This window comes from gamma proteobacterium symbiont of Lampromicra miyakona (assembly GCF_059730895.1).
Genome location: NZ_AP035932.1, coordinates 2,548,565 through 2,565,149 on the forward strand (window position 1 = coordinate 2,548,565; position 16,585 = coordinate 2,565,149).

At 57.7% G+C, this 16,585-nt stretch carries 13 protein-coding genes; 9 read left to right on the forward strand and 4 right to left on the reverse strand.

Annotation, left to right across the window (positions count from 1 at the left end; genetic code table 11):
* Positions 1–454: 454 nt before the first annotated feature.
* Genes ssuE through ssuB form a run of 5 tightly spaced genes read left to right on the forward strand, consistent with a single transcriptional unit; the run spans position 455 to position 4,723 of the window.
* Positions 455–1,006: an NADPH-dependent FMN reductase gene (gene ssuE / locus AC6I8P_RS11940; protein WP_104092779.1), complete on the forward strand. Its 552-nt coding sequence runs from the start codon at positions 455–457 to the stop codon at positions 1,004–1,006.
* A 10-nt stretch (positions 1,007–1,016) separates the two neighbouring features.
* Positions 1,017–1,976, forward strand: coding sequence for a sulfonate ABC transporter substrate-binding protein (locus tag AC6I8P_RS11945; RefSeq protein WP_150058378.1), 960 nt, complete (start codon positions 1,017–1,019; stop codon positions 1,974–1,976).
* 11 nt (positions 1,977–1,987) lie between these two features.
* Entirely contained in the window at positions 1,988–3,133 is a 1,146-nt protein-coding gene (gene ssuD / locus AC6I8P_RS11950; protein ID WP_058775379.1) for an FMNH2-dependent alkanesulfonate monooxygenase, read from the forward strand.
* 10 nt (positions 3,134–3,143) lie between these two features.
* A complete protein-coding gene (gene ssuC / locus AC6I8P_RS11955; RefSeq protein ID WP_125308465.1) occupies positions 3,144–3,935 on the forward strand; it encodes an aliphatic sulfonate ABC transporter permease SsuC in 792 nt (263 codons plus the stop codon).
* A complete protein-coding gene (ssuB, locus tag AC6I8P_RS11960) occupies positions 3,932–4,723 on the forward strand; it encodes an aliphatic sulfonates ABC transporter ATP-binding protein (protein ID WP_021508325.1) in 792 nt (263 codons plus the stop codon). Before ssuC ends, ssuB begins: the two co-directional genes overlap by 4 nt.
* Before the next feature lie 79 nt (positions 4,724–4,802).
* On the opposite strand, the gene pepN is transcribed toward ssuB, so the two are convergent.
* Positions 4,803–7,418, reverse strand: coding sequence for an aminopeptidase N (gene pepN, locus AC6I8P_RS11965; RefSeq protein WP_481657714.1), 2,616 nt, complete (start codon positions 7,416–7,418; stop codon positions 4,803–4,805).
* A 245-nt stretch (positions 7,419–7,663) separates the two neighbouring features.
* Here pepN and pncB point away from each other — a divergent pair, with 245 nt between their 5' ends.
* The 4 genes from pncB to AC6I8P_RS11985 all read left to right on the forward strand — a co-directional run bounded on the left by pncB (position 7,664) and on the right by AC6I8P_RS11985 (position 13,217).
* Positions 7,664–8,869: a nicotinate phosphoribosyltransferase gene (gene pncB, locus AC6I8P_RS11970; protein WP_058780857.1), complete on the forward strand. Its 1,206-nt coding sequence runs from the start codon at positions 7,664–7,666 to the stop codon at positions 8,867–8,869.
* A gap of 155 nt (positions 8,870–9,024) precedes the next feature.
* On the forward strand, positions 9,025–10,425 hold the full coding sequence (gene asnS / locus AC6I8P_RS11975; RefSeq protein WP_031279853.1) for an asparagine--tRNA ligase: 1,401 nt from the start codon (positions 9,025–9,027) through the stop codon (positions 10,423–10,425).
* A 300-nt stretch (positions 10,426–10,725) separates the two neighbouring features.
* A complete protein-coding gene (gene ompC, locus AC6I8P_RS11980) occupies positions 10,726–11,826 on the forward strand; it encodes a porin OmpC (RefSeq protein WP_274526761.1) in 1,101 nt (366 codons plus the stop codon).
* A 200-nt stretch (positions 11,827–12,026) separates the two neighbouring features.
* Positions 12,027–13,217, forward strand: coding sequence for an amino acid aminotransferase (locus AC6I8P_RS11985; protein ID WP_021508330.1), 1,191 nt, complete (start codon positions 12,027–12,029; stop codon positions 13,215–13,217).
* 31 nt (positions 13,218–13,248) lie between these two features.
* Here the strand turns inward: AC6I8P_RS11985 and AC6I8P_RS11990 are convergent, their stop codons facing one another.
* From AC6I8P_RS11990 to ldtD, 3 genes are all read right to left on the reverse strand, one after another.
* The gene (locus tag AC6I8P_RS11990; RefSeq protein ID WP_058775376.1) at positions 13,249–13,878 is read right to left on the reverse strand and encodes an MBL fold metallo-hydrolase; all 630 of its coding nucleotides are present in this window, start codon (positions 13,876–13,878) and stop codon (positions 13,249–13,251) included.
* A 36-nt stretch (positions 13,879–13,914) separates the two neighbouring features.
* Complete coding sequence (gene mepK / locus AC6I8P_RS11995; protein ID WP_031279855.1) at positions 13,915–14,466, reverse strand: peptidoglycan L,D-endopeptidase MepK; 552 nt, start codon at positions 14,464–14,466, stop codon at positions 13,915–13,917.
* Positions 14,467–14,654: 188 nt separating this feature from the next.
* The gene (gene ldtD, locus AC6I8P_RS12000) at positions 14,655–16,457 is read right to left on the reverse strand and encodes a L,D-transpeptidase (RefSeq protein ID WP_166709879.1); all 1,803 of its coding nucleotides are present in this window, start codon (positions 16,455–16,457) and stop codon (positions 14,655–14,657) included.
* Positions 16,458–16,585: the final 128 nt, after the last annotated feature.

The following is a 16,585-nucleotide window of genomic DNA, read 5'->3' on the forward strand; positions in this document are numbered from 1 at the left end:
TTGACACACTTCCTCTTCAATTTAAGGCCAACTTAAAATGGAGCAGCGAAAACAGCAGGTGAGAAAAATCCTGGTGATAATTTTTAACTTAGGCCGCCATTTCTTCGCTACAGCTTAAATTACCTCATCTATTTCTTCTTAAGCCTGACGACAATCGCGCGCCCGGCGATATGTGTCGACGGTTACACCTCTGATTTAACCAGGCAACAGCGCTTTTAATCATTCTCACCTTGCCCGTGACGGAAGCCGCTAATGAAAACCCGGCAACCTGCGGGTGTAATTCAGATTAACCTTAGAGGCGCTTTTCCCTTCTTTTATAAGAGCGCGCTATTCCCGCCTGACGGCTATCCATTGCCGGATAAATCATTTACGCCTCGCCGCCTGCTCTGTCAGGATTGAACGCATCAGTTCTCAATAATTGCTAATCAATAACTTTCAGTTATAAGGAGTGACCATGCGGGTTATTACGCTGGCGGGGAGTCCGCGTTTTCCTTCACGTTCTACGGCGCTGCTGAGTGTGTGTCAGCGGGCGCTGGAAGCGCGTGGCGTTGAGGTGATTCCGTGGAACATTCACAACTTTCAGCCGGAAGATTTGCTGTATGCGCGCTTCGACTCACCGGCACTGGCCGCGCTGAAAGCGGATTTAGCGCTCGCAGAGGGGCTGATCGTCGCCACACCGATTTATAAAGCCTCTTTCTCTGGCGCGCTGAAAACCCTGCTCGACCTGCTGCCAGAGCGCGCGCTGGAACATAAAGTGGTGCTGCCGCTGGCGAGCGGCGGCAGCGTGGCGCACATGCTGGCCGTTGACTACGCGCTGAAACCGGTGCTGAACGCGCTGAAAGCGCAGGAAGTTCTGCACGGCGTGTTCGCCAGTGATACGCAAATCACCCACTACGACCGCCAGCCTGAGCTGGATGCGCTGCTGAGCGAGCGCATTGATGAGGCGCTGGAAACCTTCTGGCAGGCGCTGCACCGTCGTCATCAACCCTATGCTCAGGCTGTATAAAGGAACCGCGATGAAAAGGATGTTAACCCGCTGGCTGCTGCCAACCGTTACCGCGCTGTTTGCCCTGACCCTCGCGGCTCAGGCTGCCGAAGCGCCGGCACAATTCCGTATCGGCTATCAGAAAGGATCGGTCAGCATGGTGCTGGCCAAATCGCATCGGCTGCTGGAGCAGCGCTTCCCGGCCACCAACATTCAGTGGATCGAGTTTCCGGCCGGTCCGCAAATGCTTGAGGCGCTGAACGTGGGCAGCATTGACCTGGGCAGCACCGGCGACATCCCGCCGCTGTTTGCTCAGGCCGCCGGGGCGGATTTGCTGTATGTCGGCTCGGAGCCACCGAAGCCGCAGGCCGAGGTGATTCTGGTGCCGAAGGACAGTCCCATCCACAGCGTGGCGCAACTGAAAGGCCATAAAGTGGCGTTCCAGAAAGGCTCCAGTTCGCACAATCTGCTGCTGCGCGCGCTGGAACAGGCCGGGCTGAGCTTTAACGATATTCAGCCGACTTATCTGACGCCAGCCGATGCGCGCGCCGCGTTTCAGCAGGGTGATGTTGACGCCTGGGCGATCTGGGATCCCTACTATTCCGCTGCGCTGCTGCAGGGCAACGTCCGTGTGCTGGTGGACGGCAGTAAGCTGAACCAGACCGGTTCGTTCTACCTCGCCACGCGCAGCTTTGCTACCGAGCACGGTGACTTCGTGCAGCAGGTGCTGCACACCTTTAGCGAAGCCGACGCGCTGACGCGCAGCCAGCGCCAGCAAAGTATCGATCTGCTGGCACAGGCGATGGGCCTGCCGAAGCCGGTGATCGCCAGCTACCTTGACCATCGTCCCCCGACCACCATTACGCCGGTCAGCGCCCACACGGCGCAGGCCCAACAGCAAACTGCCGATCTGTTTTATGCCAACCATTTAATGCCGGTCAAAGTCACCATTGCCGATCGCATCTGGCAGCCACTGCCGGCCCGGCCATAAGGAAATTTATCATGAGCGTATCCGTATTCTGGTTTCTTCCCACCCACGGCGACGGCCACTATCTCGGTACCGCCGAAGGCGCGCGCCCGGTGGACCACGGTTATCTGCAACAGGTGGCGCAGGCCGCCGATCGCCTCGGTTTTGGTGGCGTGCTGATCCCCACCGGCCGGTCGTGTGAAGATGCATGGCTGGTGGCCGCATCCCTGATTCCTGTGACGCAGCGCCTGCGTTTCCTGGTGGCGCTGCGCCCGGGAGTGATTTCCCCGACGCAGGCCGCACGGCAGGCCGCCACGCTCGATCGTCTCTCCAACGGACGCGCGCTGTTTAACCTCGTCACCGGCGGCGATCCGGAAGAGCTGGCGGGCGACGGCGTTTTCCTCGATCACCGCGAGCGTTATGCCGAATCTGCGGAGTTTACCCGCGTCTGGCGCCGGGTGAGTGAAGGCGAAACGGTCGATTACGAAGGCAAGTACGTCAAAGTGCGCGGTGCACGATTAATGTTTAAAGCGGTGCAGCAGCCACGTCCACCGCTGTGGTTTGGCGGCTCATCGGATGCCGCGCAGGATCTGGCCGCGGAGCAGGTGGATGTCTATCTGACCTGGGGCGAACCACCCGCGCTGGTCAAAGAGAAGATTGAACAGGTGCGCGCCAAAGCGGCGGCCCAGGGGCGCACGGTGCGCTTCGGCATTCGTCTGCACGTAATTGTGCGTGAAACCAATGAAGAAGCATGGCAGGCGGCAGACCGGCTCATCGCCCATCTTGACGATGCCACCATTGCTAAAGCGCAGGCGGCCTTTGCCCGCACCGATTCAGTCGGTCAGCAGCGCATGGCCGCGCTGCATGGCGGACGGCGCGATCGGCTGGAGATCAGCCCGAACCTGTGGGCCGGCGTCGGTCTGGTACGCGGCGGTGCCGGGACTGCACTGGTGGGCGACGGTCCGACGGTCGCGGCGCGTATGCAGGAGTATCAGGATCTCGGCATCGAGACCTTTATTCTGTCTGGCTATCCGCATCTGGAAGAGGCCTATCGCGTGGGCGAGCTGCTGTTCCCGCATCTCGACCTGGCCGTGCCGGAAATCCCGCAACCCCGCGTGGTGCAGGCGCACGGTGAAGCGGTCGCCAATGATTTCACCCCGCAAAAAGTCGCGCAGAGTTAAGGAGTCGCATATGGCAAAGGTCAATAAACAGCTGAGCAATGCCCTGCTGCCGTGGGCGCTGCCGGTGCTGCTGGTGGTGGTGTGGCAGATTGCCTCACAGGCCGGCTGGCTTTCGACGCGCATCCTGCCCTCGCCGGAGAATATTGTCATCACCTTCTGGCATCTCGCGGCCAGCGGTGAGTTGTGGCAACACCTCGCCATCAGCGGCTGGCGAGCGGCAATCGGCTTTGCCATTGGCGGTTCGATTGGCCTGATTCTCGGGCTGATTACCGGCACGTCGCGCACCGGCGAACGGTTGCTGGATACCTCGGTGCAGATGCTGCGTAACGTGCCGCACCTGGCGCTGATCCCGCTGGTGATTTTGTGGTTCGGCATCGACGAGTCAGCCAAAATTTTTCTTGTGGCGCTCGGCACGCTGTTCCCTATCTACCTCAATACCTATCACGGCATACGGAATATTGACCGCGGCCTGGTGGAGATGGCGCGCAGCTATGGTCTCTCCGGCTGGAGCCTGTTTATTCAGGTGATTTTGCCGGGCGCGCTGCCGTCAATCATGGTTGGCGTGCGCTTTGCCCTCGGTCTGATGTGGCTGACGCTGATCGTGGCCGAAACCATCTCGGCCAACTCCGGTATTGGTTATCTGGCAATGAACGCCCGTGAGTTTCTGCAAACCGATGTGGTGGTGGTCGCCATCATTCTCTATGCCCTACTGGGCAAACTGGCCGACGTGACGGCACAGCTGCTGGAGCGTGTCTGGCTGCGCTGGCATCCGGCTTACCAATTGAAGGAGGAGAACGCATGAGCAACGCAACGCTAAGTCCGGCGCGCCTGAACCGCGGTACCCCGGTGGGCGTCAATGGCGTCACCAAGCAGTATGGCAATCGCACCATCCTGAATCATATCGATTTACATATTCCGGCCGGCCAGTTTGTCGCGGTGGTCGGCCGCAGCGGCTGCGGTAAAAGTACCCTGCTGCGCCTGCTGGCCGGGCTGGAATCCACCACGCACGGTGAACTGCTGGCGGGCAACGCGCCGCTGGCCGAGGCGCGCGAAGATACCCGCCTGATGTTTCAGGATGCGCGTCTGCTGCCGTGGAAGAAAGTGATCGATAACGTTGGCCTCGGTCTGAAAGGCCGCGAGTGGCGCAGCGCCGCGCTTGAGGCGCTGGCGGCGGTCGGTCTGGCCGATCGCGCACATGAGTGGCCGGCAGCGCTCTCCGGCGGACAGAAACAGCGGGTGGCACTGGCGCGGGCGCTGATTCATCGCCCCGGCCTGCTGCTGCTCGATGAACCGCTCGGCGCACTTGATGCACTGACGCGCATTGAAATGCAGGGCCTGATTGAGTCGCTGTGGCAGCAGCATAATTTTACCGTGTTGCTGGTGACGCACGATGTCAGCGAAGCGGTGGCGATGGCCGATCGCGTGCTGCTGATTGAAGAGGGTCAGATCGGGCTGGATTTGGCGGTGGATTTACCGCGTCCGCGCCGCAAAGGATCGGCGCGCCTCGCCGAGCTGGAGGCCGAGGTGCTGGATCGGGTGATGAAGCGGGGAACCTCAGAGCAACCCCTGCAGTTCGCGCAGCAGCGTTAATTCAGGACGCGCGATAAATCGCGCCGCTACAGAGGATTGCAACTCTTTGTAGCGGCGCAATTTATTGCGCATTTTTTTCTTACGCGTTCAGCGCTTTGGTGATCTTCTCGTACAGATCGCCGGACAGATTCTCCAGCCCTTTCAGCGTCTCCAGCGCCTGACGCATCAGCGCCTGACGGTCGGCATCATAACGCTTAAGACGAATCAGCGGCTCAATCATGCGCGCTGCCACCTGCGGGTTACGGCGGTTGAGATCGGTCAGCATCTCCACCAGGAACTGGTAGCCGCTGCCATCTTTGGCGTGGAAGGCTGCCGGGTTGGCCGAGGCAAACGCGCCAATCAGCGAACGGATGCGGTTCGGGTTACCCATGGTGAACGAGCGATGCGTCAGCAAGCTACGTACCTTGCTCAGCACGTCAGCCGCCGGGCTGGTGGCCTGCAACATAAACCACTTATCCATCACCAGACCATCCGGATGCCAGCGCTCGTCGTAAGCCGCCAGCAGCGCATCACGGCACGGCAACTGGGCCGCCACCGCCGCTGACAGCGCGGCCAGCGCATCGGTCATGTTGCTGGCTTTGTCGTACTGCGCCTGCACCAGTTTGCTGGCCTGCTCCGCGTCCGCAAACGCCAGATAGCTCAGGCAGACATTCTTCAGCGCGCGCTTGCCGATCTCGGCATGCTCGACTTTGTAGTCGCTGCTCTGGTTGGCGAGATACACCGCATAGAATTCATCGCTCAGCTCATTCGCCAGCGTGCGCACCAGCGCCGCGCGCACTGCGGCAATCGCCAGCGGGTCGATCACCTCGAACAGCTCGGCGATCTCATTCTCTGACGGCAGCGACAGGATCAGCGCCATCAGCGCCGGATCGCCCTGCTCATCCAGCAGCACCGCGCGGAAAGCATCGGCGACGTGCAGCGGCAGCGACAGCGGCTGGCCCTGCTGATGGCGCGCCACGTTGAGGCGGATATACGTCGCCAGCAGGCTTTGCGCCGCATCCCAGCGCGAGAAGTCGTTGCGCGCGTGGCGCATCAGGAAAGTCAGCTGCGCATCGCTCCATTTATAGTCGAGCTTCACCGGTGCGGAGAATTCCCGCAGCAGCGACGGCACCGGCTGGAAATAGACGTTGTCGAAAATGAAGGTCTGGAACTCGTCGGTGACGTTCAGCACGTGATGAACCGGATGACCGTTGTGCTGCAACGGAATGACCTTGCCTTCACCGTCATACAGTTCGATATCCAGCGGGATGTGCAGCGGCAGCTTCTCTTTTTGATCGGCGGTCGGTGGCGTGTGCTGCGTGACGTGCAGCGTGTACTGCTCCAGCTCCGGGTTGTAGTCATCACGCACCGTCAGCACCGGCGTGCCCGACTGACTGTACCAGCGGCGGAACTGTGACAAATCGACGTTGGAGGCATCTTCCATCGCCTGCACGAAATCATCACAGGTGGCGGCGCTGCCATCGTGACGCTCGAAATAGAGCTGCATCCCCTGCTGGAACTGCTCTTCACCCAGCAGCGTGTGCAGCATGCGAATCACTTCAGAACCCTTCTCATACACCGTCAGGGTGTAGAAGTTGTTCATTTCGATCACCTGATCCGGACGGATCGGATGGGCCATCGGGCTGGCATCCTCGGCAAACTGCGCGCCGCGCATCACGCGCACATTATCAATACGGTTGACCGCGCGCGAGCCGAGATCGGAGCTGAACTCCTGATCGCGGAAGACCGTCAGACCTTCTTTCAGGCTGAGCTGGAACCAGTCGCGGCAGGTCACGCGGTTGCCGGTCCAGTTGTGGAAATATTCGTGACCAATCACGGCTTCAATGCCGAGATAGTCTTTGTCGGTGGCGGTTTCCGCTTTGGCCAGCACGTATTTGGAGTTGAAGACGTTGAGGCCTTTATTCTCCATCGCGCCCATGTTGAAGAAATCCACCGCGACGATCATAAAGATATCGAGGTCATATTCGAGGCCGAAACGCTCTTCGTCCCATTTCATGCTGGCTTTGAGCGAGGTCATCGCCCAGTCCGCGCGGTCGAGGTTGCCGCGATCGACAAAAATTTCCAGCGCCACGTTACGGCCGGAACGGGTGGTAAAGCTGTCGCGCAGCACATCGAAATCGCCGGCGACCAGCGCAAACAGGTAGCAGGGTTTCGGGAACGGATCCTGCCATTTCACCCAGTGACGCCCATCCTCGTGCTGACCGCTCTCCAGCTTGTTGCCGTTGGACAGCAGGTACGGATAGCTAGCCGCGTCGGCGATCAGGGTGGTGGTGAAGCGCGCCAGCACGTCCGGGCGATCGAGATACCAGGTGATATGCCGGAAGCCTTCGGCTTCACACTGGGTGCAGAGCGCCTCGCCGGATTTATACAGCCCTTCCAGCGCGGTGTTTTTATCCGGATGGATTTCATTAATGATGGTCAGGGTAAAGTTGTCCGGCAGCTGGCTGATGATCAGCGCGCCCTGCTCTTCGCGGTAGTGCGGCCACGGATTGCCATCCACCGCCAGCGACAGCAGCGTCAGCGCCTCACCGTCCAGACGCAGTTCAGCCTGCTGCGCGCCAAGGCGTTTTACCTGACTGACGGCGGTGACGCGCGTGGTGGCCGCATCAAGATCAAACGTCAGGTCGATATCGGTGATGGTGTAGTCCGGCGCCCGGTAGTCGTGGCGATATTTAATTTGCGGCTGTTGCGTCATAAATCCTTCTCGCATCGTTAATATAGTCAACCCTCAGAGTCTAAGCGGGTTGCGCCCGGGTTGCCACGCACAATGCGTGCGTTGCGCCAAAAGTCTACAATTCATTAACAATGGCACAAATGACCCTCGACCTGTCACCTGCAATTATGGTGTGATCGCGGTGATTACTGTTTTATACTCCTGCGTCTTTATGACTTTGTTGAATACCGGGCTCTGCTCCGCGGAAGAGGATGCTGAAACGCACCATGACTGGACACGCTTCCCCGATTTTGACCACGCTGCTTGATACCGATGCCTATAAGCTTCACATGCAGCAGGCCGTTTATCATCGTTATTACGATGTCCCGGTAACGGCAGAATTTCGCTGCCGCAGCGATGAGCAGCTCGGCCAGTATGCCGACGCCATCCGCACGCACATTACTGCCATGCAATCTCTGGCGCTGAGCGATGACGAATATCGTTACCTCAGCAGCTTACCGTTTTTCCAGCAGGATTATCTCGACTGGCTGCGCCAGTTCCGCTTCGATGCCTCGCAGGTTGAGGTGCGCGACGATCACGGGCATCTGCGCATACAGATTCGCGGCCCGTGGCGTGAAGTGATTCTGTGGGAAGTGCCGCTGCTGGCGCTGATCAGCGAAGTGGTACACCGTCACCGGACGCCGGAAAGCGGCGCGGAACAGGCGGTGGCGCATCTGCAGCAGAAGCTGGTGCACTTCCGTGAGCAGGTGGGTGATCTCGATATGTCGCGCTTCCAGCTGATGGACTTTGGCACGCGCCGTCGCTATTCGCGCGCGGTGCAGGAAGCGATTGTCAGCACGCTGAAAAACGAATTCCCGTGGCTGCTGGGCACCAGTAACTACGATCTGGCGCGCCGGTTGCAGCTTAACCCGGTCGGAACCCAGGCACACGAATGGTTCCAGGCGCATCAGCAGATCAGCCCGGTACTGGCCAACAGCCAGCGCGCGGCATTGCAGTCGTGGCTGGATGAGTACGATAACCAGCTCGGCATTGCCCTGACCGACTGCATCACGATGGACGCCTTCCTGCGTGATTTCGGCCCCGGTTTTGCCCATCGCTATCAGGGCCTGCGCCATGATTCGGGCGATCCGGTGGAGTGGGGAGAAAAAGCCATTGCGCATTATCAGCGGCTGAATATTGATCCGCTCAGCAAAACGCTGGTGTTCTCCGACAATCTCAACCTCGATAAAGCACTGGCGCTGTATCGTCATTTCGGTCAGCGCGCGAACGTGGTATTTGGCATCGGCACCCGCCTCACCTGCGATATTCCCGGCGTCACGCCTTTGAATATCGTGATCAAACTGGTGAGCTGCAACGGTAAACCGGTGGCCAAACTCTCCGACAGTCCCGGTAAAACCATCTGCCAGGATAAAGCCTTCGTGCGCGCCCTGCGCAAAGCCTTCGACCTGCCGCTGGTCAAACGCGCCAGCTAATCGGCCTGAGCAGGGTGCCTGCGCCCTGCTCTGCGCCAGAAAATCTCTTTATTCTCCGGCAATTTTGCTTGTTTCCTGGTGGCTCGCAAGTAACATAGCTAAACCCCGGAATGGGGCTTATTTCACTCCATCTTCATTTATATAGAGAGATTTTTATGAGCGTAGTGCCTGTAGCGGATGTACTGCACGGCCGTGTCGCGGTTGACAGTGAAGTCACCGTACGTGGTTGGGTACGTACCCGAAGAGATTCCAAAGCCGGTCTTTCCTTCATCGCCGTTTATGACGGTTCCTGCTTTAATCCCGTTCAGGCCGTCGTCAATAATTCTCTGAATAATTATCAGGATGAAGTGCTGCGTCTGACCACCGGCTGTTCGGTGATCGTCACCGGTAAAGTGGTGGAGTCACCGGGTGAAGGCCAGGCATTCGAACTGCAGGCGACCCAGGTTGAAGTCACCGGCTGGGTGGACGATCCGGATACCTATCCGATGGCGGCTAAACGTCACAGCATCGAATACCTGCGAGAAGTGGCGCACCTGCGTCCGCGCACCAATATTGTCGGTGCCGTGGCGCGCGTACGTCATACGCTGGCGCAGGCGCTGCATCGCTTCTTCCATGAAAACGGCTATTTCTGGGTCTCCACGCCGCTGATCACCGCCTCTGACACCGAAGGTGCTGGCGAGATGTTCCGCGTTTCAACGCTGGATCTGGAAAACCTGCCGCGCGACCCGCAGGGCAAAGTCGATTTCGATAAAGACTTCTTTGGTAAAGAGGCTTTCCTGACCGTTTCCGGCCAGCTGAACGCCGAGACCTACGCCTGTGCGCTGTCCAAAGTGTATACCTTTGGCCCGACGTTCCGTGCCGAGAACTCGAATACCAGCCGTCACTTAGCGGAATTCTGGATGCTGGAGCCGGAAGTGGCGTTCGCCACGCTGGACGATGCAGCTGCCCTGGCGGAAGCGATGCTGAAGTACGTGTTTAAAGCGGTGCTGGAAGAGCGCGCTGATGATATGGCGTTCTTCGCCGAGCGCGTCGACAAAGAAGCCATCGCCCGTCTGGAGCGCTTCATCACCACGGATTTCGCCCAGGTAGACTACACCGACGCCGTCGACATCCTGCTGAAAAGCGGTCAGAGCTTCGAGAACCCGGTGTCATGGGGTGTCGATCTCTCTTCCGAACACGAGCGTTATCTGGCGGAGAAACACTTTAAAGCGCCGGTGGTGGTGAAGAACTACCCGAAAGATATTAAAGCGTTCTATATGCGTATGAACGACGACGGCAAAACCGTAGCGGCGATGGACGTGCTGGCGCCGGGCATCGGTGAAATCATCGGCGGCTCGCAGCGTGAAGAGCGTCTTGATGTGCTGGATGCGCGTCTCGCTGAAATGGGCCTGAATAAAGAAGATTACTGGTGGTATCGTGACCTGCGTCGCTATGGCACCGTACCGCATGCCGGCTTCGGTTTAGGTTTCGAACGTTTGATCGCCTATGTCACCGGTGTACAAAATGTAAGAGACGTTATCCCGTTCCCACGCACGCCACGTAACGCGAATTTCTAAGATTTAAGATTAAATATAAGAAATTCATATATATATTGAGGTCGGCCCTGCCGGCCTTTTTTTATTTTTGTAAATTTTGAGTTCTCTCACAAAGTTCCCGATATTTTACAAATTGTAATACAATTTTGCTTTTTGATACGCAATTACGAGAATTGAATCATTTTCGGGCTAGAATTAGCAACCCCGTGATGGAAAGATGCGTGCAGACACAGGAGACATCAAACTTCTTTCAAGGTTCCCGTAAAGGTTTCTTGACGGCAGTGGCAGATGTCCAAATAACTCCAATGAGGGTAATAAATAATGATGAAGCGCAACATTCTTGCAGTGGTTATCCCTGCTCTGTTAGCTGCCGGCGCAGCAAACGCAGCAGAAATCTATAACAAAGACGGCAACAAACTGGACCTCTACGGTAAAGTTGATGCGCGTCATCAGTTCTCTGACAACGCTGGTGATGACGGCGACAAATCTTATGTTCGTTTTGGCTTCAAGGGTGAAACTCAGATTACCGACCAGCTGACCGGTTACGGCCAGTGGGAATACAACATTCAGGCTAACGTGACTGAGAACCAGGGCACCGAAGGCTCTAAAACTCGTCTGGGCTTTGCCGGTCTGAAATTTGGTGATGCAGGCTCCTTCGACTACGGCCGTAACTACGGCGTTCTGTACGACGCAATGTCTTACACTGACCAGCTGCCAGTATTCGGTGATGATACCCTGTATCAGGACAACGACAACTTCATGGTTGGTCGTTCAAACGGCCTGGCGACTTACCGTAACAGCAACTTCTTCGGTCTGGTTGATGGTCTGAGCTTTGCCGTGCAGTATCAGGGCAAAAACGAAGGCCGTGACGTCCTGAACCAGAATGGCGACGGCTGGGGTTCTTCTGTAGCGTATGACACCGGTATGGGCATCAGCGCTGTAGGTGCATACTTCTCTTCTGACCGTACCGATGCACAGGTTCTTGATGGCAACGGCGATAAAGCTGACGCTTACGGTTTCGGTCTGAAATATGACGCGAACAACGTATACCTGGCTGCATTCTACGGTGAATCACGTAACACCACGCCTTACGGTGGCACCAACACCCAGACTGCTAACAAAGTTCAGGCTTTCGAAGTTGTTGCTCAGTACCAGTTCGACTTCGGTCTGCGTCCATCCATCGCTTACCTGCAGTCTAAAGGTAAGGACCTGAGCGGCGCGACTGGCAACGGTTCAACCTTCGCTGGCGGCGATGCTGACCTGGTTAAATACATCGAAGTGGGTACCTACTACTACTTCAACAAAAACATGTCCACCTATGTTGACTACAAAATCAACCTGCTGGACGACAACGACTTTACCCGTGCGAAGGGCATCAGCACCGACGACGTGGTTGGCGTTGGCCTGGTTTACCAGTTCTAATCTGCCGATTCGAACTGCGTAACACCTCAGAAACGGAGCCTTCGGGCTCCGTTTCGCATTTCAGTGATCGGGCTCCCGATTAGCGCCATTACTTTATACGCCACAGTTATTTCTTTTTTATGTCAGCGGTTGGCAAGCGTTGCGTCTGACGTTAACCTGATAGCTCATTTTGCTAAAGTTCACCCAAACGGAACTGACTCATGTTTGAATCAATCTCTGCCGCACCAGCCGATCCTATTCTGGGACTGGCTGACCTGTTTCGCGCCGACGACCGCCCGAATAAAATCAATCTTGGCATTGGTGTTTATAAAGATGAAACCGGCAAAACGCCGGTGCTGACCAGTGTGAAAAAAGCTGAGCAGTATCTGCTGGAGAACGAGACCACCAAAAACTACCTCAGCATTGATGGTCTGGCTGATTTCGCGCGCTGCACGCAGGAACTGCTGTTTGGCAAAGAGAACGCGCTGATTAGCGCTGGCCGCGCCTGCACCGCGCAGACGCCGGGCGGCACCGGTGCGCTGCGCGTCGCCGCGGATTTCCTCGCTACGCAAACCAATGTCAAACGCGTCTGGGTGAGCAATCCCAGCTGGCCGAACCACAAAAACGTGTTCAACGCCGCCGGTCTGGAAGTGTGTGATTACCAGTATTACGATGCGGCGACCCACAGCCTCGACTTTGATGGCATGCTGGCCTCGCTGCAGGAAGCGCAGGCGGGCGACGTGGTGCTGTTCCATGGCTGCTGCCATAACCCGACCGGTATCGATCCTACCGCTGACCAGTGGCAACAGCTGGCGCAGCTGTCGCTGGAGAAAGGCTGGCTGCCGCTGTTCGACTTCGCCTACCAGGGCTTCGCACGCGGTCTGGATGAAGATGCTGAAGGCCTGCGCATTTTCGCCGCATCCCATCAGGAACTGATCGTCGCCAGCTCCTACTCGAAGAACTTTGGTCTGTACAACGAGCGTGTCGGTGCGCTGACGCTGGTGGCGGCAACGGCCGACGTGGCGAAGACAGCATTCAGCCAGGTGAAATACAGCATCCGCGCCAACTACTCTAATCCGCCGTCGCACGGTGCTGCCGTGGTCGCCACCATTCTCGGTAACGACGCGCTGCGTACCATCTGGGTGCAGGAACTGACCGACATGCGCCAGCGCATTCAGCGCATGCGTCAGCTGTTTGTGAATACCCTGGCGGAGAAAGGCGCACAGCGCGATTTCAGCTTCATCATCAAACAGAACGGCATGTTCTCGTTCAGCGGTCTGACCAAAGATCAGGTGGTGCGTCTGCGTGAAGAGTTTGGCGTGTATGCGGTGAATTCTGGTCGCGTTAACGTGGCAGGCATGACGCCGGATAATATGTCGGCGCTGTGCGAAGCGATAGTCGCCGTGCTGTGACCAACGAAAATGGGCCTGATGGCCCATTTTTTTATTGCAGGAAAGGATTACTGACGCGCTCGTGGCCGAGGGTGGAAATCGGGCCATGGCCGGGGACAAACGTCACATCATCACCCAGCGGCAGAAGTTTATCCCGGATTGCCGCGATTAGATCGCTGTGGCTGCCCTGCGGGAAATCGGTGCGTCCGACGCCACCGTTAAAAATCACATCACCTGAGAGCAACAGACGGCCAGCACGATCAAAGAACACGATATGACCAGGCGTATGCCCTGGACAGTGCAGCACTTCCAGCGTCACGTTGCCCAGCTGTACCGTCTCGCCCTCTTCCAGCCAGCGATCTGGCGTCAGCGGCGCACACTCCGGCAAACCAAACATCCGGCTTTGAGTGGGCAGGTTATCCAGCCAGAAGGCATCGGCTGGCTGCGGCCCGACGATCGGCACCTGATAGTGCTGCGCCAGTTCGGCAGCAGCACCGACGTGATCGAGATGGCCGTGGGTCAGCAGGATTTGCGACGGCGTTAAGCCTCGCTCCGCCAGCACGGCAATAATGGTTTCGGCATCGCCGCCGGGATCAACCAGCGCAGCCTGTTGCGTCTCGTCATCCCAGATAACGGAACAGTTCTGTGAAAAGGCGGTGACCGGAATAATCAGGTAATTCATAGCGCTCCATGACCGACACACGCAGCGCTGCCGGTATCAGGACCAGTGCCTTGCAGGCCCGGTATCAATGTGTACAAAGTTGCTGCGCGGGTAATATCCTACACCACCGGCGCGCATAGATAACGCCGCTTTGCGAACATTGCTAAGAGAAATGCCCTCAATGTGGAAATCCATCGCCTGCCCTTTGGTGTGATAGCTGTGTTTAGCCACGCCAGGGCCCGATTCACGCAGCATATTATTGGTCGCCAGCGTACGGTAGCCGGAGATCAGCTGCACCGGTTTGCGCGTGTTGAGCAGCGTCTGCAAACGATACAGCTGGTCAAACAGATGCGGATCGATGTGTTTAACCTGATTGGCGCGGTAATCGCGGAAGAAGTGGTTTAAGCGAGCTAACTCATCCTTGTCATAACTCTTACCGTTAAAAAACTCAGTTTTGAGGGTTTCACCGGTATGCATGTTACTGAGCGTTAATACCCGGGGGCGGGAGGTGGAAACTGACGCCAGCGCTGCACCCGGCAGCAGTGACAATCCAGCCGCTGCGCCACCCAGCAGCAATAAACGACGACGTTGAGAATCAAAATTAGCCATGAAGCGGGGTTACCTAATCTAAAACGATAAAAATATGTGCAAAAAGTACACAAGGCCGAACAGTAACCGCAGCCTGGAGAGCAGTCAACCCGCAATCTGTCACAGAATGCGCAAAACCGATCTGAAATCAATTTTCCAGACCGGTCTTGCCATTTTCTTTGAGGAAAGGATAACAGGGAAATCAACGCTTAGAGCAGCAGCTGCCCCGCTTTGGTCAGCACCTGGCTGCCGGAGCGCGCCGGGTTATCATAATTGTAAATATCTGTACGATACTGCGGCTGGCCATCATCCGCCACCCAGGCCGTAAGGTAGTAGAGATTGACCGGAATGCGATGGCGAATCGGCACGTAGCGCGTATCGCCCTGCTTCAGCGTGTCAGAGATACGGCTGTCGTTCCAGCCCGCGTCCTGCAACAGCAGATCGGCCAGTTCAGAAGCTTTGTTGACGCGCACGCAGCCGGAGCTGAGCGCGCGGATATCACGCTGGAACAGGCCATGGTTCGGCGTGTCGTGCAGATAAATTGCGTCTGAACTCGGCATGTTGAATTTATAGCGGCCCAGCGAGTTGCTGGCACCCGGCGCCTGACGAATGCGATACGGGAAACTGGCGGCGGACACCATGTGCCAGTCAATCATCGACGGATCGATCACTTCCGCATCGGCGCTCCAGCCCGACAGCAGCGTGTAGCCGTGCTTATACAGATAGCTCGGATCCTGCTTCACCTTCGGCACGATATCCTGGCGCACCAGTGTGGTAGGCACGTTCCACGGTGGATTGAGCACCACATTGTTGAGCGCGCTGCGCATCAGCGGCGTTTTGCGGTCCGGACGACCGACAATCACCCGCGAGGACAGAATGGTATTGCCGTTGTTGTAGTAGGTCAGGGAATAGTTGGGAATATTCACCATGATGCCGTTGTGCATGTCATCCGGCAGCAGACGCAGACGCTGAATATTCAGCGCCAGCAGCGCCGCACGCATCTGCGGCGAAACATTCAGCCACTCGCGGGTACGCGGGCCGATGGCACCGTCGTCGGCCAGTCCCTGCCAGTGCTGGAAGCGTTTTACCCCCTCCACCAGCGTGTTGTCGTAGACATTATTGCTGGCAGCCGGAGTGACCGTGCTGATGTTGCCGCTGGCCTGCGGTACCTGCGCCGGCAGATCGCTGACGATGGTGGCCGACGGGCTGACGGCCACGGGCTGATCGCTCTGACTCACCGGCTGCGGCGCCGTCGGGACGGCATCGTCGGCTGGCGTGGGCGTCGCGCTGTGCGTGCCGGTCAGCATCCCGGTGCGCTGCAGAATCTCACGCAGCGCCGGCACATCATCGCTGATCTGACCCGGGCGCAGCGTGCCCTTATCGCGCAGCTGCGGCCACGGCCGGTTATCTGTCAGCAACGCTTTTAACGCGCTGTGCATCGGTGCGTACTGCGGATGCTGCGGTTGCAGCGACACCACAAAGGCGCGGCTGCCGCCGCCGTTCACCGCGTTCTGCCACTGATTGATGGCGGAGAGTGACGGCATGGTCAGCTTGTACGGCACATTGCTGTACAGCCAGGTTTCGCCCTGGGTCGGTACGTTAGCGACAAACTGCAGATAGCCAAGCATGGCGTCGCTCAGCACCACGTCCCGCGCGAAGCCTTTGATATCCGGATTAGTGAGCAACTCTACCCAGCGGGTAAACTGCGGCTGTACGCCGGAGAGCGCCACTTCTGCCAGCTGCTGCTGGAAAGCCTGCACGGCGTCGCGATCCTGCCACAGCGGCGCCATGTTGCGTGCCGCATAGATGCCGGCGAGGCCGGGCAGATAAAAGGGTCGTTCGCTGGGGCTAAATGCCTGCTGAATTTGCTGCTGGCTGGCAGCTACAGACAGCGTGCTGTGCGGCAGCGCGCCGACGTCTGCCGCCTGGCTGATAGCCAGCGGTGCCGCCATCAGTGACAAACTGAGTGCTATTGCAGCACGATTAACTCTGCTCTTCTTGTTCAGCAACATCCCTGCCCCCTTCTTACCAAAGACACAGCATCCTGAAAACGCCGTGTACCGCCTGTACTCTTATGGTTGAGTATAAAATAAAAAACGGCATCCGCCTCGCAGGGCCGATGCCGTTTACAGATTAACCG